Genomic DNA, 18913 nt, shown 5'->3' with positions numbered 1-18913 from the left:
ACAAGTTACAAAATAAAATTTAGGAGAAAAAAATGGAGAATCAGTTTAAAAGAAAAATAATTATGATTGTCTTTTTAGTTGGTACATTTTTCATGATTTTAAATGAAACACTCTTAAATATTGCATTAAAAGAATTAATGTCAGTATTTGATGTTGATGCACCAACTGTCCAATGGATGGCAACTGGTTTCATGTTAGTAATGGGTGTACTAACACCATTGTCTGCAGTCGTAAATCAATGGTTTACAACGAGACGGTTATTTTTAGGGTTAGTAACAATATTTTCTATCGGGACTTTAACTGCGGGGTTAGCTATTAATTTCCCAATGTTATTAGTAGGAAGAATGATTCAAGCAGCTGGAACGGGGCTTATGATTCCAACTGTCATGAATGCAATGCTCATGCTTTATAATGAAAATGAACGCGGGAAAATTATGGGGCAATTCGGATTAGTCATTATGTTTGCACCTGCATTAGGTCCAACATTATCAGGTGTTATTGTTGATTATTTAGGGTGGAGATGGTTATTTTTAATCGTTATCCCATTCATGCTATTTACGTTTATATTCGCATATAGATATTTACAAAATGTTGGAGAAGTTACAAGACCAAAAATTGATGTCTTTTCAATCATTTTATCAACAATTGGTATTGCGACAATTATATATAGTGTTTCTTCTGTGAGTAGTACAGAAGGCGGATTCTCAAGTCCTTCAATATATATCACACTCATCATCGGTATCATTACAATGATACTATTTGTCTTTAGACAACTTAAATTAGAAGAACCTTTATTAGATTTAAAAGTGTTTAAATATCACAATTATACTAAAGGCGTTATCATTTTCGTAGTCGTTATTATGACAATGTTTGCTTCTGAAATTGTAATGCCAATGTATTTGCAAGGTCCTATGGGTTTCAGTGCTAAAGTTGCTGGACTGATCTTATTACCAGGCGCTTTATTAAATGGTTTCTTGTCACCTTTTATGGGTGCCATATTTGATAAAATTGGTCCTAGAAAACTTGTTGTACCAGGTTTAATCATATTGTTATGTGTATCAATATTTTATTCAACAATTCATCCAGGTATTTCGGTTTGGATATTTGTTATTGTATATATTATATTAATGATTAGTATTTCTGCAGTATTGATGCCAGCTAATACAAACGCATTAAACGCTTTACCAAAAGAAATGTATCCACACGGTACAGCTGTATCCAATATGTTACAGCCAATTGGTGGCGCATTAGGTATTGCGATTTTTGTAAGTATTATGAACGGTGGACAAAGAGCAGCATTAGAAGGTATCAAGAAACCAACAGTTGATCAAATTAATCATGCTATGACACAAGGTATTCATCAGTCATACTGGTTTGGTATCATTTTACTTGCACTAGCAGTTATTGTTGGTTTTACAGTTACAAGAGCAAATTATAGTCAATCAATTAAAGATAATTCATAAATATATATGAAAAAGAGCAGGACTTTTATAGTCTTGCTCTTAATTTTTTGGAATACTTTCATGAATAGTGGGTATACATCATTATGTTGAACAAAATTATGAGGAGGAAAGTTTGTGTCAAATTTGAAAGAAGCAACAAAAATAGGGTTTGCTTATGTTGGGGTCGTTGTTGGTGCAGGGTTCTCGACAGGGCAAGAGGTAATAAAATTCTTTACCCACTATGGTTTATACGGGTATATAGGAGTTATTATATCTGGTATAATGTTGGCGTTTTTTGGTAGACAAGTAGCTAAAATTGGTACGGCACTCGATGCAGATGATCATAGCTCAACAATTAACTATTTATTTGGTAAAGCAGGTATCGTTATAGATTATGTATTAATATTTTTCTTATTTGGTATATCAGTAACGATGATAGCTGGCGCAGGATCAGCATTTAATGAAAGTTTTGGGGTGCCAACTTGGTTAGGTGCTTTAATTATGTGTATTGTTATATATATCACGCTTTTATTAGACTTCGATAAAATTGTAAAAGCACTAGGTGTCGTAACACCGTTTTTAATCATTGTTATTTTAATAATAGCAGGTTACTTCTTTGTGAATGGCCAAGTAGGCATATCTGAAATTAACGATACGGTTGAATCACCAAGTCTTTTCTGGGGAATTGTTCAAGGATTTATTTATGGTGGTTTAGCCTTCTCAGTAGGATTTAGTACATTAATTGCCATTGGTGGAGATGCTGATAAGCGACGTATTTCAGGCTTAGGTGGCATTATTGGTGGTATTATATATTTAATATTATTAGCACTTATCAATGCTGGATTATTAGTTGAATATCCTAATATTAAAGATATTGAGATACCAACGTTAGAACTCGCTAGAACAATTTCACCTGTTATTGGGCTTGCATTATCAGTGATTATGCTTATGGTTATGTACAACACGATTTTAGGACTTATGTACTCATTTACGGCAAGATTTACTGTACCGTTTTCTAAAAAATACGTTGTATTATTGACGATATCTATGGTTCTCGCTTATGGCTTAAGCTTTGTAGGTTTCTCATCACTTATTGATAAATTATATCCAGCTATGGGTGTTATAGGTTTAGTGATTTGTGCTGCAATTGTTGTTAAATATATTAGTCGTAAAAGAGATAACAAAAAACATATCGCATAAAATAATTGAATATGTTAAACTATCTTCTTACATGAGGAAGTGAACATATGAAAAGGAAAAAACGACGATTGTTTATTTTGATTGTAGCGATCATCGTTGTTGTAAGTGGGTTTTACGGTTATAACAAATATCAGGAACATAAACAAAGGGAAGCACAATTACAAGCTCAAAGAGCCAATCAATTGTTACTAAACAATAAGAAAGTAAAATTGATACGTGATGTATCTTATGGACACAGTGCACCAAATAGTCAAATGGATATTATTATGCCTTCAAAAATGAAAAAAGGTGAGAAATTGCCAGTTATTTTTTGGACGCATGGTGGTGGTTTTATTGCGGGAGACAAAAGACATAAGAATCCATACTTAGCACAAATTGCTGAAAAAGGATATATCATCGTAAATGTTAATTATGCTTTAGCACCTGATTACCAATATCCGACACCAATACAGCAATTAGATCAAGCTACTAAATATACATTAAAACATAGAAATAAATTTAATATCGATTATAGACAAATCGTATATGGCGGAGATTCTGCAGGTGCTCAAATTGCCAGTCAATATGTGGCTTTACAAACAAATGATAAATTGCAACAACAAATGCGTATGAAGCCAAGTATTAAAAAAGACTATTTAAAAGCTGCCATTCTTTTTGGTGGGTTATATAATATGCAAACGGTGAGAGCTACAGAATTTCCTAGAATTGATTTATTTATGACGAGTTATACGGGTACTAAGGAATGGGAACAGAACTTTGCGAGAATTAATCAACTATCTACCGTTGATCAAGTGACAAAAGATTATCCACCTACATTTTTAACGGTTGGAGATGCTGACCCATTTGATCCACAAAATAGAGAATTTGATGAAGTCCTTAAAAAGCAAGGTGTTCAAACGACTACAACATTCTTTGATGGTACACACGGTTTACGTCATCAATACCAATTCCATATGAACTTGAAGGAATCTAAGAAAAATTACAATAATGTCATGATGTTTCTAGGGGCTAATACGAAACAGTCACCATATGAAAATAATGCAAACCAAGATTCTGAAACAGTGATTAAAAAAGATGAATAATAAAAAAGGCAAACTACGCGAAATACGTGATGAGTTTGCCTTTTTTATAATAATTTTGCCATCATAAATTCATCGTAATATTTATCATTAAAATACAATGTTTGTTCTTTCTTTCCTTCTACTTTAAAACCAAATTTCTCATATAATCGGTATGCAGGTTCATTCTCCGTAACGACTGTTAATTCTAGTCTATGCAGTTGTCTTCTTACTGCCCAAGCTTCAGTTTCTTGTAATAGTTTATATCCAATTCCTTTATTTCTAAATGTCGGGAGTAGACCCATTGCAATTTTAGCAGCATGACGATTTCGATTCGTTTTGCCACCTTGAATAGTTACATAACCAATTAATGTGTCATTTAATTCCGCAACAATGATTGTAGAGTTACTTGTCGTAATCATTTCTTCTAGAAATAAAGTTTGGTTCTGTATAGATATTTGATGCTCACCTGGATTAAATAGTAAATATTCGGATTGGTTAATCACGCTATCTAACAATTTATTAAAGTCTTCAACATCATTTATTCGAATTTCGCGTATGATTTCTTTCATAAAATGTCTCCTATTTCTATTTATAAATTACAAACAGTGGTATATTTATGTTAATTAAACAATAATTTATAAACAGTATAACACATATGTAAAGTCCGAATATAAAGGAGTGCTTAAAATGAAAGCGAATGTACTCATCTCAGGTGGATCAGGGTATATAGGCAAGCATTTAATCAGTACGTTAAAAGATATCGGAAATCTTTATACGATTACAAAGTATGAATCAGATATGATGATAGATGATGAAGTTACTTGGAGAAAATGTGATATTTTTGTACTTAAAGATATGATTGAAGCATTGAAAAATATAGATATTGCAATTTATTATTTAGATCCAAACAAGAAATCAGCAAAGTTAACACAAAGTACTGCCCGTAATTTAAACATCATTGCGAGTCATAATATGGCGAAAGCATGTAAAGTAAATAATGTTAAAAAAATTATATACATTAAAGGTTCGCCTTTTGATATAGAAACGATGGAAATATTAAGTTCAACCGGTATTGAAGTTCAAGTGACAGAACAATCTATTAAGCGACCAGCTGTATCGATAGAATTACAGAAGTCTAAAATTGATGACGTTAGAAGCGTTGATAGAATGCCTATTCCATATAAATGGGATTTAGAGGATGTTGTGAAATACTATTTCCAGTGGTTACAAGAGACTAGTGGAACGTTAGTAAGAACAGAATTAATTGGAGATATTTATTATGTTTATTTTCAACATCGCAGTAAACCATTATTAAAATTAAAAAGAGTACATCCAAATATTGATGAAGATATTATACAGTTCAAAGTTATTGGCGGTTCACTTACTGTAGATTTGTATGAAGATAATGGCATGTTAGAATTTAGAAAGTTAAGGTTAAAAAATGAATTTATAGTTCATTTATTTAATTACGTACCAAGATTACCGTGGAGTATATATTATTTATCACAAGCACCTATTCATAATGTAACGATGAAGGGATTCGAAGTTGATTGTAGAATTAAAGATTTTCAACTACGCAGTATAGCAGGAGAAGTTAAAAAATATACAAAGTAGAGGGATAGTATGGAATTACTAATAATTGAAGATGATGAAACTTTATTTAATGCTATGAAGCAACAACTAGAAAAATGGGATTGGTCAGTACATGGCATAAATGATTTTGGTGCCGTGTTTGAAGAATATAAAATATTGCAACCAGACATGGTCATTATAGATATACAGTTACCTCAATATGATGGATTCTATTGGTGTCGTGCGATAAGAAAACAGTCTAACATACCGATTGTATTTTTATCTTCAAGGGATCATCCGATGGACCAAGTCATGAGTATGGAACTGGGTGCTGATGACTTTATACAGAAACCATTTCACACGGAAGTGTTAGTTGCTAAACTACAAGCAATTTATAGAAGAGTTTATCAATATAATAAAGATGAGCCTAGAATCAAATTATGGCATAAAGCGCGAGTGGATTACGGTAAACATATTATTGAAAAGAATAACATTGAAATTTCGTTAACTAAAAATGAAATGTTTATTTTAGAAATTCTGTTGAATCATAAAAATGAAATCGTGAGTAGAGATAAGATTATCACTGCTTTATGGGATGATGAACAATTTGTGAGTGACAATACATTAACCGTTAATGTTAATCGATTAAGAAAGAAACTTACTGAAATTGGATTCAATGATTTAATTGAAACTAAAGTAGGTAAAGGCTATATAGCGCACGAGCCGGAGGGATAAAATGATCAAGTCGTTTCTGAAAGAAAGATGGATTTGGATATTACTGTTTATAATTATGCAAGCTACCATACTGTTGACGAGTTGGTTAGATGTAGCCTTTTCTTTTAAAAGCGCTTTATACTTAATTGGTATAAATTTGATTATTTTTATCGTGTTTATATGGTTGATTTACACGCGAGAAACAAGATTTTATAGCGCATTAAAAAATGATATGCCGATTAAAGAAATTGAACATAAAGAATTGAATCAATCAACATATGAAAAGATTGTTTTTGATTATATTCAACTTTATGATGAGCATACGAGACGTACTATTCACAATCAAAATAAAGAAATACAAGCGACTAAAAATGATTTATTAGATTGGATACATGAAGTCAAAACGCCCATCACGGCAATGAAATTATTATTAGATCAAATCGAAGAACAAGCTCTAAAAAAGAATTTATTATATGAGTGGAGCAGAATCGACTACTTACTGGATCAGCAACTTTATATTAGACGTTTAAGCTCTAAAAGTAATGATTTTTATTTTGGACATTATGATTTAAAAGAGATGGTTATTAAAGAAATTCAACATGCACGTAATATCAGCATGGCAAAAGGCATAGGGTATGACATTCAAATTGAAGATGAAAAAGTATATACAGATGAAAAATGGTGTCGTACTGTCATTAGACAGCTGATAAGTAATGCTCTGAAATATACTGAGAATAAAGATATTATCATTTCAACTTATGAGCAGCATGGTCAAACATACTTGAAAATTCAAGATTTTGGGCGAGGTATTAAAGCGAGAGATTTACCACGTATTTTTGAAAGGGGCTTTACTTCGACGACTAATAGACGTGAGTCAACAGCCACAGGAATGGGTCTTTATTTAGTTAAAGAGATTACTGAAGGACTAAGTATTAAAGTCAATGTTAAATCTACTCATGGAGAAGGTACGACTGTATTGCTTATTTTTCCTCAACCAAATGATTTAACAACAATAGAACAGGCAAGTGACAATAATGTCACATCAAACTTAAAAATGTACGATGAATCAAAGGAAGAATCGTAAAAAAGGCTATATTATGGAATCATAAACAAATTTCAAAGGAGTTTTGAATATGAGTATATTAAAAACTGAACAACTCGTTAAAGTTTATGGTTCTAAAAAAAATCAACAAGAAGTGTTGAAGCAAATAGATATGACTGTTGAAAAAGGTGAATTCATTAGTATTATGGGCCCATCTGGTTCAGGAAAAACGACACTTTTAAATGTATTAAGTTCCATTGATTATGCGACAACAGGGCAAATTGAAATAAATGGTCATCAACTACAAAACATGAATAATAGACAAATGTCTAATTTCAGAAAAAAAGAGCTCGGATTTATATTCCAAGAATATAATTTGCTTAATACGCTTACCGTGCAAGAAAATATTATGTTACCATTAACGATTCAAAAAGTTTCTAAAAAAGAAGCTCAAATTAGATTTGAAGAAATTAGTAAAGCTTTAGGTATTTTAGATATACAAAATAAATATCCTAGTGAAATCTCTGGTGGTCAAAAGCAGAGAACTTCAGCAGCAAGGGCATTTATAGCACAGCCATCAATTATATTTGCTGATGAGCCTACAGGTGCATTAGATTCTAAATCTGCATCAGATTTACTGAACAAATTAAATCAAATGAATCAGACAACACAATCAACAATTGTAATGGTTACACATGATTCATCAGCAGCAAGTTATTCAAATAGAGTCATATTTTTAAAAGATGGTAAAATCTACTCTGAACTTTATAAAGGAGACGATGATAGAGAGACATTTTACAAAGAAATCATCAAAACACAAAGTGTGTTAGGTGGTGTTGTAAATGAGCTTTAATCAAATTGTTATTAAGAATTTAAGACGCAACATTCGACATTATAGTATGTATGTCTTTTCAATAACAATGAGTGTCATGCTCTTTTTCGGATTTGTTACGTTAAGATACTCTGAAGATTTAAATAGTGTTCAATCTGGTATAAGAGTTGGCGCTGCTATTAAAGTAGGTGTAACAATACTGACAATTATCATCGTTATATTTCTACTTTATGCCAACAAACTCTTTATAAAGAGAAGATCTAGAGAAATTGGGTTGTACCAATTAATTGGTATGACTAAGCGTGAAGTCTTTAAAATATTTGCTTTAGAAAACTTTGTATTATTCACATTAACAGCTGTGATTGGATCTATTTTAGGATTTTTCTCATCTAAAATATTATTGATGATTTTATATAAAATCATCGGCATCCAACAAGAAGCGCATTTGAATTTTAGCATAGAAGCATTCATTCAAACTATTGTACTTATGATCGCGATTTATATCATTATCGCTTTTCAAAATGCAATATTTATTAAGAGAAAAACAATTTTAGCACTTATGCATGAATATAATGCTACAGATACTAAAATTAAGAAAATTAAACTATATGAATTAATTTTTGGTGCAATTGGTATCGTAATGATTATAAGTGGTTACTATTTATCAAGTGTCATGTTCGATAATCTCAGTAGTGCTGGGATGACAACGTTATATATAAGGATGCTTACAATTTTATTCTTAACAATAGTGGGTGCATACTTGCTCTTCAGATGTTCAATTTCACTGATATTTAATACTATTCGTAAATATAAAAAAGGTATGTTGAGCGTAACAGATGTTGTTTCAACTTCATCTATTATGCACAAAATGAAAACAAATGCTTTATCGCTGACAATTATCGCAATAGTGTCAGCTATGTCAGTTGGTCTACTAGCGTTAAGTTACGTACAATATTACAATGCCGAAGAAACAGCTCGAAGCACGGCACCAGACGATTATATTTTTGTAAATAAAGAGGCTAATCAACAATTTAAAAAAGCCTTAGATGCTGAACATATCCAATATAAAGAGCGTAATTATGGCGTCACGCGTTATATCATTGATGATAGAAAAGTGCTGAAGAATGCTGATGAAACAACTGGTAAAGCTCCTAATTCACCTTCAACAGTTGCTAAAGCATCTGAATTTAAAGATTTAAAATTGAAAGATGATGAAGTAGCAATCGTAGGATACAGTGATATTCTTGATAAAGTCATTACTGTTAATGATGAAGGAAAAATGTCTTACAAAATGGACAATCAAACACATCATCTTAAAATGAAATCTATTAGCAAAGAATCGTATTTGGCTACAATAATAACTTATAATGCACCTGTTTATGTTGTATCAGATCACACATTTGATCAAATGAAAAAGCATGAACCTAAAAATGATGATTTGAATCAGCAATATGGTGTGAACTTAACAAATGATAAAGATGTTAAGAAAGCAGAAAAAATCTTTAGTAAGGTGAAAAGTGAAACGGATTCTTCAATGTCTTATTACGAGATTTACAATGATTCTAAAAGTGGCCTCGGTGTTATGCTATTCATTCTTGGTTTCTTAGGTATTGCATTCTTACTTTCTACAGGATGTATCATTTACATTAAACAAATTGACGAAACAGAAGATGAAACATCAAACTATATTATCTTAAGAAAGTTAGGTTATACATCTAAAGATATGTCCAAAGGTATCGCACTAAAAATTGGCTTTAACTTTGCGTTACCATTAATCATTGGATTATGTCATGGATATTTCGCGGCTAAATCAGCTTGGTTCTTTATGGGACAATCGTTCTATACACCAGTGCTTATTGTGATGTCACTTTATTCATTAATTTATATTCTGTTTGCCTTCTTAGCATATATCCACTCTAAACGCGTGATTCAAAGAGTACTTTAAAAATTAAATATTTAAAATAAAGGCTAGTGCTTGTCATTAGCCTTTTTTTGTGTTATAAAATACCAATGTGAACTTTGTGTTTACGTAAAGTTTACAGACAAGTTAAATTTTCAAAAATAAATTAATAAACTGTGGTCGAATTCATTTTGAAAGAGTACAATGAAAGAGTAATTACATAAATTATGATGTAAATTTTGGGAGGATTACTAATGTTTAATAAGAAAAAGGATAAGTTTGGTATTCAGTTAGAAGCTATAGCTGAGAATTTAAGTCGCGCATCAGTTGAATTTGGAGAAATGGATTTTGATTCAGATTTCGACTTAAAAGCTTATTCAGATAAAATTAAAGCCTATGAGTCTAATGGTGATGATCTTATGCACCAAATGATTACTGATTTAAATCAAACTTTCATTACACCTATTGAAAGAGAAGATATTTTAGAATTATGTGATGCATTAGATGATGTATTAGATGAAATGGAAGAAACTTCAGCAATGTTTGAAATGTACTCTATCAGTTATTCAGATGAATACATGGCAGAATTCGTGAAAAATATACAAGCAGCAATTAAAGAAATTGAAATAGCCGTGACTTTAGTAGCTGAGAAGAAATTCTCACACATTCGTGTACATTCTATCAATATTAAAGAATATGAAACGAATTGTGATGGTATTTTAAGACAATCTATTAAATATATTTTCAATAGTGAAACAGATCCAGTAACATTAATAAAAATTAAAGATATTTATGAATCTCTTGAAGATGTAGCAGATAAATGTCAATTAGTAGCAAACAAATTAGAACAAATTATTATGAAAAATAGCTAAGGAGTTTTAAAAAATGGATAGTTTACTCATTATTACCGTAGCTATTGTTGTGTGTGCGTTACTTTTTGACTTTATTAATGGTTTCCATGATACAGCCAATGCAATCGCTACAGCAGTATCTACAAAAGCACTTAAACCACGACATGCAATTATTTTAGCAGCGGTTATGAACTTTGTTGGGGCATTAATGGCAACTGGTGTAGCACAAACAATTGCTAAAGATATTGTCGATCCGTTTAAATTAGAAAATGGTTCAATCGTTATTTTAGCAGCATTGATTTCTGCTATAGCGTGGAACCTTATTACTTGGTATTTCGGGATTCCAAGCTCATCTTCACATGCATTAATAGGGTCAATTGCAGGTGCAGCTATTGCTTCTGCAGGATTTGGAATATTACATTACCAAGGATTTTCAAAAATTATATTAGCTTTAATTGCATCACCAATTTTAGCGTTTATAGTTGGTTTTATTGTATATTCTATTTTCAAAGTCGTATTTAAAAATAATAATTTAACAAGAACTAATAGAAATTTTAGATTTATCCAAATTGGTACAGCAGCTTTACAAGCATTCTCACACGGTACAAATGATGCTCAGAAAGCAATGGGTATCATTACAATGGCACTTATTTCAGCTAATATGCAATCTACAACAGATATTGAATTATGGGTTAAAATAAGTTGTGCTACTGCAATGGGTCTTGGAACTGCAGTAGGTGGGTGGAAAATTATCAAAACAGTTGGTGGAAACATTATGAAAATCCGTCCAGCTAACGGTGTAGCAGCTGATTTATCATCAGCATTCGTTATTTTTGGTGCTACATTCATTCACTTACCTGTATCAACTACACACGTCGTATCTTCATCTATTTTAGGTGTAGGTTCGTCACAACGTGTTAAAGGTGTTAAATGGACAACAGCACAAAGAATGATTATTACTTGGATTATAACTTTACCAGTATCAATTATCCTTTCTTTCATTATTTATCATATTTGTGCTTTATTCGTATAATAAATCATCAAAACATCCAACTCGTTAAGTTTGGATGTTTTTTTGTATGGAAAAATTGAGAAGGATAGGCGTAATTAATTGATAGATGAATTTTTTGTGGGGAGTTGTTCTGAGTTAGGGACAGAATTCCGAGAAATGTCCGTAAGAGGCGTTGTTAGGGACAGAATTCCGAGAAATGTCCGTAAGAGGCGTTGTTAGGGACAGAATTCCGAGAAATGTCCGTAAGAGGCGTTGTTAGAGACAGAATTCTGAGAAATGTCCGTAAGAGGTGTCGTTAGGGACAGAATTCCGAGAAATGTCCGTAAGAGGTGTCGTTAGGGACAGAATTCTGAGAAATGTCTCTAAATGAGTGCTCATCTAACTACCACAATTCCGAATAATGGAAGTTAGCGAACTCTAACAACCACAATCTAGTTTTCTGTATAGAAAAAACCAGTTCATCTTCTGAACTGGTTTTTTTATTAATGAATATATGAATAGTTATATACTTGTGATGCTGGGATTGTTCTGTAATCTTTAACTCCTGGAGGCGTATTATAGTTCATTTCTGAAATTAATAGACTTCCGTCTGCGTTAATAGATTCTACATATGATACGTGACCATATTGTCCTGCTGTAGATTGCATAATTGAACCTACTTCAGGTGTGCCGTCTACTCGGAAACCGTCAGCTTGTGCTGCGCCTGCCCAATATTTAGCATCTCCCCAGTATGTGCTGATTGAACTACCAGCTTGTGTTCTGCGATCAAATACATAATATGTACATTGACCCCAGTCATATAAGTTTTGGTCATTGAATGATTGATTGCCACCTGTTTGAGTAGGTTGTGTGTTATTTGAAGGAGCAGTTGAAGTGTCACTACCGCTTCCACCAGCAATTTTTAAAGTTTGACCAGGATAGATAATATAACCTTGTAAATTATTTGATTTCATTAATTGGTCAACTGTAACACCGTTTTGTTGTGCGATTACTGCTAATGAGTCACCGCTTTTAACTGTGTAAGTAGAGCCTGAAGATGCTGACGTTTCTTGTGAACCGCTTCCTCCTGTTGAACTACTACCGTTTACAGTAATGACTTGTCCTGGGAAAATCATATTTCCTGAAATATTGTTACTTGATTTCAGTTGATTTACAGATACACCGTATTGGTCTGCAATCATCCATAAAGATTCACCATTTTTTACAGTATGTTGAGTTGAAGCTTCGGCGTCGTTATGAGCTACTATAGCTGCAACACCAGAAACAGCTGTTACTGCGAATGCAAATTTTTTCAAAGGCTTATCCTCCTTAGGTATATATAATATATAAAAACAGAATACTAAAATTAACTTTCTTCTATACACGTAATGGTAACAAAAATAATATTGTATGTACGAGATGTAATCACTTTGTAATAAAAACACAATAATTATTTTTTGCTTTTTTACATTGATTGAAGTTCGCTAAAACCGTTGTGAACGCTTCTATATGGAATATGGTAATTTATGTATGTATGATGAATGTTACAATTTATCGAAGACATGACGTTTGATATATAGAGAAATAGCATGTAAAATGTTGGTATTACGTTATAAAAAGGAATGATTAAAGATGAATTATGATAACCAATATGCATCTTATCAACAAACAGATACTGATGGTTCCGCCATTAGAAAAACATGGCTATACTTCTTATATTATTGGATAATCTTTGGAGTTGGCACATATGTAGGTCAATTCGTACCACCTGCATTACACTTACCAATTACAATTGGGTTATTTGTACTCATTATGATTTCGTTATTTGTAAAATCGTCTAGAAAATTTGGCGGCCTAATTTCAAATATATATGCATTCTTTATCGGTGTAATTTCATATACGGCCTTTATGTATTATTTAGGCGCATTAGGTACACAAGCCTTTTATGGCAATATTGCATTAGCAATTGGCGCGTTTGCTGCTTTTGGTATACTCGGTTACTTTATGATTGATGACGCGTCAGGTTTAGGAAAATATTTATTTGTAACATTAATCGCATTAATCTTCGCAAGTTTATTAGGTATATTCATCCATAATCCTATTTTCCATACAGTATTATCTGTAATAGGTATTGGACTGTTTCTACTTTATACTGTGTATGATTTTAACCGTATGAAATTAGGGAACTTCTCTCCAAGAGAGATGGGCTTTAATTTGTTTATTAATTTACTCAACATCATCATGCACATTTTAAGACTCGCAAGTATTTTAAAAGATTAAACATAACAAGTCTGAGGCAATTATCGTGTCTCAGACATTTTTTGATTTGTAAACTTTGCCAGATGTAATCATTATTGTATAATAGGTATGTTAAATAACTCACTTGAAAGAGAGATGGAAATATGGGACGTAAATGGAATAATATTAAGGATAAAAAAGCCCAAAAAGACAAAAATACAAGTAGAATCTATGCTAAATTTGGTAGAGAAATATATGTAGCTGCTAAATCAGGTGAACCTGATCCAGAATCAAACCAAAATCTTAAATTTGTATTAGAAAAAGCTAAAACTTATTCTGTTCCTAAACATATTATAGATAGAGCAATTGAAAAAGCTAAAGGCGGATCAGAAGAAAACTTTGATGAGTTAAGATATGAAGGTTTCGGTCCAAGTGGTTCAATGCTAATTGTTGATGCATTAACAAATAACGTAAACCGTACAGCAAGTGATGTACGTGCAGCGTTCGGTAAAAATGGTGGTAATATGGGTGTATCAGGCTCAGTTGCATACATGTTCAATCATACTGCTGTATTCGCGTTTAAAGGGAAATCTGCTGATGAAGTTTTCGAACTATTATTAGAAGAAGATTTAGATGTGAGAGATGTTATCGAAGAAGAAGATTTAACAATTGTATACGCAGAACCAGATCAATTTGCACAAGTTCAAAATGTGCTTAAAGCAAATGGCGTAGAAGATTTTGATGTTGCTGAACTTTCAATGTTAGCTCAATCAGAAGTAACATTATCAGAAGAAGATTTACAAATGTTTGAAAAATTAGTCGATGCAATTGAGGATTTAGAAGACGTACAACAAGTATTCCACAATGTTGACTTGTAATGGAGTGTTTAGATGAATAAAGAGAAATGGATAAACGTGCTCAATTTAATACCACATCCTGAAGGTGGTTTCTATCATGAAACGATTAAATCTGAACATGCTTTAAATGATGGCAATGCGTTATATACAAGTATTTATTTTCTATTAGAAAAAAATAATATTTCGCATTTTCATAGAATAGAATCTGATGAGGTATGGTATTATCATGCAGGACAAACATTGACTGTGCATATGATTTATCCGGATGGTCATTATGAAAAAGTGAAAGTCGGCCCAAATATTGAAGAGGGAGATGTATTACAAGCGCTCGTACCAAAAGGCGTTATATTTGCTTCAACTGTTGAAGGTGACAATGACTATGCACTTGTAGGTTGTATGTGCGCACCAGGATTCCAGTTTGAAAAATTCGAACTGTTTACACAGGCTCAATTGATTGAACAGTATCCACAGCATCAAGAAGTAATTGAAAAATACGCTTTCGAAACAATTTAAAGCTTATATAAAAAATTCCCAATCCGAATGTGTCGGATTGGGATTTCTTTGTGGAATTATAGTTCTCCGTATACTTCTTTAGCAGTTTCGATAACATAAGATAATTTACGCCATTGATCATCTTCAGATAAGATGTTTCCTTCTTCTGTCGAAGCGAAACCACATTGAGGGCTTAAGCATAATTGATCTTTCGAAACGTATTTTGTTGCTTCGTTTAAACGATCAAGTATATTTTGTTTGTCTTCAAGTTCACCAGTTTTTGATGTGAATAAACCTAATACAATATATGCATCGTTTCTATCAAAGTGTCTTAATGGTTCAAAGTCTCCTGAACGATTGTCATCATATTCTAAGAAGAAGCCTTGTAGCTTTTCAGTGAATAGTTCTTTCGCAATTGGTTCATAACCACCTGTAATTGCCCATGATGATTGATAGTTACCACGACAAATATGAGTTGTAATCAATAAATCTTCTGGTAAATCAGCTAATGCATCATTGACAACTTTTGCTGCTAGTTTGATAGCTTCTGCTTTTTCTTCTTCAGAACGCTCTCTATTTTTAATTAATTGTTTTGTTGCTGCTAATCCAGCCCAATATACATCATCAATTTGTAAATAGCGACAACCTAATTCATAGAATTTAAGGATTGATTGGCGATACGCTTCTGAAACATCTTTTGCATATTCATAAATATCCGGGTAGATGTCATGGTTTAATATGTTTGGATGGAATAACTGATTTGGACTTGGTATTGATACTTTACTTACAGCTCTTCCGTTTACTTGCTTATGTAAATAATCAAAATGAGCGAAGTGAGGATGATCTGGGTTGTATTGAACTTTTCCAACAACTCTTACGTCATGTTTTTTAGTTTCTACGCCGTTAAATGTTAAACCAATTTCTGGTTCATAATCTTCTACGCCTGTTAAATTTTCTAAGAAATCAAAATGCCAATATGACCGTCTGAATTCACCGTCTGTAATACTTTTCAATCCGACTTCTAATTGTTTTTCAATAATTTTATTAATTTCTTGATCTTCTACTTTCGTTAAATCTTCTTGTGTAATCGTACCTTCTGAAAATTGTTGACGAGCTTTCTTTAAAGGCTCAGTTCTTAGTAAACTACCTACATGGTCGGCACGGAAAGGTCTTAATTGTTCTGTCAATTTACTTCACTCCTGTATATATACTCTAAAAATTCTGAAAAATTCAATATTAATTAAAAATACCAAAGTAATACATCGATGTCAATTTAGTTTTGATATAATAAATAAAAAGGAGGGGATTAAACACTTGGCTAATAAAAAGAAAAATATCAAAAAGAAAAGTCAGTCTGTAAAAAGAAAAAAGAAAAATGATAAGTCAAAGCGTAAAAATAAAAAGAAATATATTTATGGATTCCTTTTATTGATTATTGGAATTGTGATAGCTATGAGTATTTATCATGTGTTTAAACCTTTACCACATGGCGTTTCAAAATTGAGCTCAGAAACTATGACAGACCATGTGGAACTATTAACAGATGTCACTTATAAAAACGGGAATAAGATGCAATACAATCAAGAAATATTTGATAAAGTAAATGAGACGATTAAAGAAGCGGATGATTTTATTATTATGGATATGTTCTTATTTAATCATTATCAAACGGGAGATAAGACTTATCCAAAAATATCTAAACGTCTTACGCAATCTTTAATTGATAAGAAAAAAGAAAACCCAGATATGAGAATTATTGTGATCACAGATCCGATTAATTCATTCTACGGTTCATACACGCCTGATAATATTAAGAATTTAAAAGCCAATAATATAGACGTCTATTATACAAATCTTAATGAATTAAGAGATTCTAACCCGATTTATTCAGGTATGTATCGAACATTTTTCCAATGGTTTGGTAATAATGAAAATGGTAAGTTAAGTAATCCATTAAGCCCTGAAGCACCAGACGTTACGGTTAGAGGTTATTTAAATATTTTAAATATGAAAGCAAATCATAGAAAGACTTTAGTTACAGAAAAACATGGCATGATCTTATCTAGTAATCCACATGATCCAAGTGGTTATCATCAAAATGTTGGAGTTAGAGTATCAGGTCCAATTCAAAATGCAATTATTAAATCAGAAATTGCAGTTGCGAATATGAGTGGTGGTCGATACTCACCAAGTGATTTCAAAATTAAAAACAATAGCTGGAATGATAACGCGAAGTATAGTGTGCAATTAGCAACTGAAGGTAAAATTAAAAATCAAGTCATTCAAAATATTAAAAAAGCACAATCTAAAGACCATATTTCAATAGGTATGTTTTATCTTTCAGACAGAGATGTGATTGATGAGTTGATTAAAGCTTCTAAAAGAAATATAGATATCAAACTGATACTTGATATTAATAAAGAAGCATTTGGTAAAGAAAAGCCAGGCGTACCAAATAAGCCGGTTGCAAGTGAATTAATCAATCGCTCAAAAGGAAGCATTAAATTACGATGGGCTCGATCAAATGGCGAACAATATCACTCTAAATATATGTTGTTTGAGCAAAATGAAAACAATCGTGCCACAATGATATTAGGGTCATCCAATTTAACAAAAAGAAACATTGGAGATTATAATTTAGAATCAGATATCATCATTAAAGGTAAACAAAATGATGCAGCCTTTAAAAAATTATCCAATAACTTTAAACAATCTTGGAATAATAGTGAACACGATATGACTGCACAATACGATGAATTCAAAGACGAAGCACTTTGGAAAAAAGTATTATATAGAATTCAAGAAAGTACAGGTTTATCAAGCTTTTAACAGTATATAAAAAAGACATTCATCGTTAAGGTGAATGTCTTTTTTTGATAAGTAGGAAGAGCAGGGTATAACGCACGAAGACTCGGAGATATCGTGCGCTAAGGCACAAAATAAGGGTATAACGCACGAAGACAGAGAGATTGCACCATTATCTATTAATCTTAATAATGTTCCGATACATAATATCTGCCATTTTTTCTGGTTTCTCTACACAGCCGTTTTTTAGCCAACTATAAATGGTAGCGATTTGACCACCGACTGTATAGTCTAGGAAGAAATTGACGTCTTGAAGTGTACCTATTTGTGTAATCAATTTTTCAAATCTTAATTTAATAAGTTTGATAAAACTGATGATGAGTTCTTTTTCTGGATGGACAACGAAGACGCTTGTGAAAAATCTCTGATGTCTTGATATGTAGTAAAAGACATTCGTAAAGTACTGTTTAACATACTTTCTTCTTTTATCAGGGGTTTCAAGAATAGATCGCTCTATATTATCCATTAATGTTTCATAGTTCGTCATATGAAACTGTTTAATTTCTTCATACGTTTCATATTTATCTTTAAAATGTGCGTAAAATGTTGAACGATTGATACCACATTCTGCACATAACATTTTTATTGTGATTTCATCAAAATGATAATGTTCTAATAAGTAAACCATATTACTTATGATTAGTTGTCTCGCATGTTTTTTCATAGGTCACCTCGAATAAATACATACCTAATATTTTAACAAAAAGCCGTTCAAAGATACATTCATATACCATTTAAATATGTAGATATTATGAATAATTATCTGATTTTTCCGCCATCTTAACCCGACAAACTTATTTAATTTGTTGGTTTAAATCATCATTCTAGAGCCGTATAATGAATAAATCATTGAAAT

At 31.9% G+C, this 18913-nt stretch carries 18 protein-coding genes; 14 read left to right on the top strand and 4 right to left on the bottom strand.

The features are described 5' to 3' along the window. Nucleotides 1-32: 32 nt before the first annotated feature. The 3 genes from ACJTHF_RS09580 (at nt 33) to ACJTHF_RS09570 (ending at nt 3724) form a co-directional block, all read left to right on the top strand. Nucleotides 33-1463 carry an MDR family MFS transporter gene (locus ACJTHF_RS09580; RefSeq protein WP_058592377.1) on the top strand — a complete coding sequence of 477 codons (1431 nt, stop codon included), beginning with the start codon at nt 33-35 and terminating at the stop codon, nt 1461-1463. Between the two features lie 114 nt (nt 1464-1577). Beyond that, a complete protein-coding gene (locus tag ACJTHF_RS09575) occupies nt 1578-2642 on the top strand; it encodes a hypothetical protein (RefSeq protein ID WP_232157276.1) in 1065 nt (354 codons plus the stop codon). Between the two features lie 47 nt (nt 2643-2689). Beyond that, nucleotides 2690-3724, top strand: coding sequence for an alpha/beta hydrolase (locus ACJTHF_RS09570; RefSeq protein ID WP_048541270.1), 1035 nt, complete (start codon nt 2690-2692; stop codon nt 3722-3724). 44 nt (nt 3725-3768) lie between these two features. Here the strand turns inward: ACJTHF_RS09570 and ACJTHF_RS09565 are convergent, their stop codons facing one another. Continuing rightward, nucleotides 3769-4272, bottom strand: a complete 504-nt coding sequence (locus tag ACJTHF_RS09565; RefSeq protein WP_048541269.1) for a GNAT family N-acetyltransferase — start codon at nt 4270-4272, stop codon at nt 3769-3771. Nucleotides 4273-4390: 118 nt separating this feature from the next. Between ACJTHF_RS09565 and ACJTHF_RS09560 the strand changes: the two genes are divergently transcribed. The 7 genes from ACJTHF_RS09560 to ACJTHF_RS09530 all read left to right on the top strand — a co-directional run bounded on the left by ACJTHF_RS09560 (nt 4391) and on the right by ACJTHF_RS09530 (nt 11647). After that, nucleotides 4391-5317, top strand: coding sequence for an NAD-dependent epimerase/dehydratase family protein (locus tag ACJTHF_RS09560; protein WP_058592375.1), 927 nt, complete (start codon nt 4391-4393; stop codon nt 5315-5317). A gap of 9 nt (nt 5318-5326) precedes the next feature. Further along, entirely contained in the window at nt 5327-6010 is a 684-nt protein-coding gene (locus ACJTHF_RS09555) for a response regulator transcription factor (protein ID WP_048541267.1), read from the top strand. Between the two features lies 1 nt (nt 6011). Next, on the top strand, nt 6012-7073 hold the full coding sequence (locus ACJTHF_RS09550) for a sensor histidine kinase (protein WP_106417735.1): 1062 nt from the start codon (nt 6012-6014) through the stop codon (nt 7071-7073). A 49-nt stretch (nt 7074-7122) separates the two neighbouring features. Continuing rightward, nucleotides 7123-7884: an ABC transporter ATP-binding protein gene (locus tag ACJTHF_RS09545; RefSeq protein ID WP_048541263.1), complete on the top strand. Its 762-nt coding sequence runs from the start codon at nt 7123-7125 to the stop codon at nt 7882-7884. Continuing rightward, entirely contained in the window at nt 7874-9808 is a 1935-nt protein-coding gene (locus tag ACJTHF_RS09540; protein ID WP_058592374.1) for an FtsX-like permease family protein, read from the top strand. The genes ACJTHF_RS09545 and ACJTHF_RS09540 overlap by 11 nt, the downstream gene beginning before the upstream one ends. A 209-nt stretch (nt 9809-10017) precedes the next feature. Continuing rightward, nucleotides 10018-10635, top strand: coding sequence for a DUF47 domain-containing protein (locus ACJTHF_RS09535; RefSeq protein ID WP_037590003.1), 618 nt, complete (start codon nt 10018-10020; stop codon nt 10633-10635). A gap of 13 nt (nt 10636-10648) precedes the next feature. Beyond that, complete coding sequence (locus tag ACJTHF_RS09530; protein ID WP_048541261.1) at nt 10649-11647, top strand: inorganic phosphate transporter; 999 nt, start codon at nt 10649-10651, stop codon at nt 11645-11647. 461 nt (nt 11648-12108) lie between these two features. Here ACJTHF_RS09530 and ACJTHF_RS09525 read toward each other — a convergent pair whose 3' ends face one another. Beyond that, complete coding sequence (locus ACJTHF_RS09525; RefSeq protein ID WP_106417734.1) at nt 12109-12921, bottom strand: LysM peptidoglycan-binding domain-containing protein; 813 nt, start codon at nt 12919-12921, stop codon at nt 12109-12111. Nucleotides 12922-13237: 316 nt separating this feature from the next. Here ACJTHF_RS09525 and ACJTHF_RS09520 point away from each other — a divergent pair, with 316 nt between their 5' ends. The 3 genes from ACJTHF_RS09520 (at nt 13238) to ACJTHF_RS09510 (ending at nt 15213) form a co-directional block, all read left to right on the top strand. Next, nucleotides 13238-13885 (top strand): Bax inhibitor-1 family protein, encoded by a 648-nt coding sequence (locus ACJTHF_RS09520; protein ID WP_106417733.1) that lies wholly within the window; start codon nt 13238-13240, stop codon nt 13883-13885. Nucleotides 13886-14007: 122 nt separating this feature from the next. Further along, on the top strand, nt 14008-14721 hold the full coding sequence (locus ACJTHF_RS09515) for a YebC/PmpR family DNA-binding transcriptional regulator (protein ID WP_088592190.1): 714 nt from the start codon (nt 14008-14010) through the stop codon (nt 14719-14721). Between the two features lie 12 nt (nt 14722-14733). Further along, nucleotides 14734-15213, top strand: a complete 480-nt coding sequence (locus ACJTHF_RS09510) for a cupin domain-containing protein (RefSeq protein ID WP_048541254.1) — start codon at nt 14734-14736, stop codon at nt 15211-15213. A gap of 56 nt (nt 15214-15269) precedes the next feature. Here the strand turns inward: ACJTHF_RS09510 and ACJTHF_RS09505 are convergent, their stop codons facing one another. Further along, the gene (locus ACJTHF_RS09505) at nt 15270-16379 is read right to left on the bottom strand and encodes a 5-methyltetrahydropteroyltriglutamate--homocysteine S-methyltransferase (protein WP_078354989.1); all 1110 of its coding nucleotides are present in this window, start codon (nt 16377-16379) and stop codon (nt 15270-15272) included. A gap of 127 nt (nt 16380-16506) precedes the next feature. On the opposite strand from ACJTHF_RS09505, the gene ACJTHF_RS09500 reads away from it, so the two are divergent. After that, nucleotides 16507-18021: a phospholipase D-like domain-containing protein gene (locus ACJTHF_RS09500; RefSeq protein ID WP_084755737.1), complete on the top strand. Its 1515-nt coding sequence runs from the start codon at nt 16507-16509 to the stop codon at nt 18019-18021. A 148-nt stretch (nt 18022-18169) separates the two neighbouring features. Here the strand turns inward: ACJTHF_RS09500 and ACJTHF_RS09495 are convergent, their stop codons facing one another. After that, on the bottom strand, nt 18170-18721 hold the full coding sequence (locus ACJTHF_RS09495) for a TetR/AcrR family transcriptional regulator (RefSeq protein ID WP_048541250.1): 552 nt from the start codon (nt 18719-18721) through the stop codon (nt 18170-18172). Nucleotides 18722-18913: the final 192 nt, after the last annotated feature.

The sequence above is a fragment of the Mammaliicoccus sp. RAM2 genome (genome assembly GCF_045897195.1).
Lineage (GTDB): Bacteria > Bacillota > Bacilli > Staphylococcales > Staphylococcaceae > Mammaliicoccus > Mammaliicoccus sciuri.
This window is presented reverse-complemented; position numbering and strand designations above follow the sequence as displayed.

Coding starts and splice junctions, on each gene's coding strand:
- ACJTHF_RS09530 (WP_048541261.1), top strand. CDS start 10,649: ATGGATAGTTTACTCATTATTACCGTAGCTATTGTTGTGTGTGCGTTA.
- ACJTHF_RS09570 (WP_048541270.1), top strand. CDS start 2,690: ATGAAAAGGAAAAAACGACGATTGTTTATTTTGATTGTAGCGATCATC.
- ACJTHF_RS09535 (WP_037590003.1), top strand. CDS start 10,018: ATGTTTAATAAGAAAAAGGATAAGTTTGGTATTCAGTTAGAAGCTATA.
- ACJTHF_RS09580 (WP_058592377.1), top strand. CDS start 33: ATGGAGAATCAGTTTAAAAGAAAAATAATTATGATTGTCTTTTTAGTT.
- ACJTHF_RS09555 (WP_048541267.1), top strand. CDS start 5,327: ATGGAATTACTAATAATTGAAGATGATGAAACTTTATTTAATGCTATG.
- ACJTHF_RS09520 (WP_106417733.1), top strand. CDS start 13,238: ATGAATTATGATAACCAATATGCATCTTATCAACAAACAGATACTGAT.
- ACJTHF_RS09560 (WP_058592375.1), top strand. CDS start 4,391: ATGAAAGCGAATGTACTCATCTCAGGTGGATCAGGGTATATAGGCAAG.
- ACJTHF_RS09545 (WP_048541263.1), top strand. CDS start 7,123: ATGAGTATATTAAAAACTGAACAACTCGTTAAAGTTTATGGTTCTAAA.
- ACJTHF_RS09515 (WP_088592190.1), top strand. CDS start 14,008: ATGGGACGTAAATGGAATAATATTAAGGATAAAAAAGCCCAAAAAGAC.
- ACJTHF_RS09550 (WP_106417735.1), top strand. CDS start 6,012: ATGATCAAGTCGTTTCTGAAAGAAAGATGGATTTGGATATTACTGTTT.
- ACJTHF_RS09540 (WP_058592374.1), top strand. CDS start 7,874: ATGAGCTTTAATCAAATTGTTATTAAGAATTTAAGACGCAACATTCGA.
- ACJTHF_RS09495 (WP_048541250.1), bottom strand. CDS start 18,721: ATGAAAAAACATGCGAGACAACTAATCATAAGTAATATGGTTTACTTA.
- ACJTHF_RS09565 (WP_048541269.1), bottom strand. CDS start 4,272: ATGAAAGAAATCATACGCGAAATTCGAATAAATGATGTTGAAGACTTT.
- ACJTHF_RS09510 (WP_048541254.1), top strand. CDS start 14,734: ATGAATAAAGAGAAATGGATAAACGTGCTCAATTTAATACCACATCCT.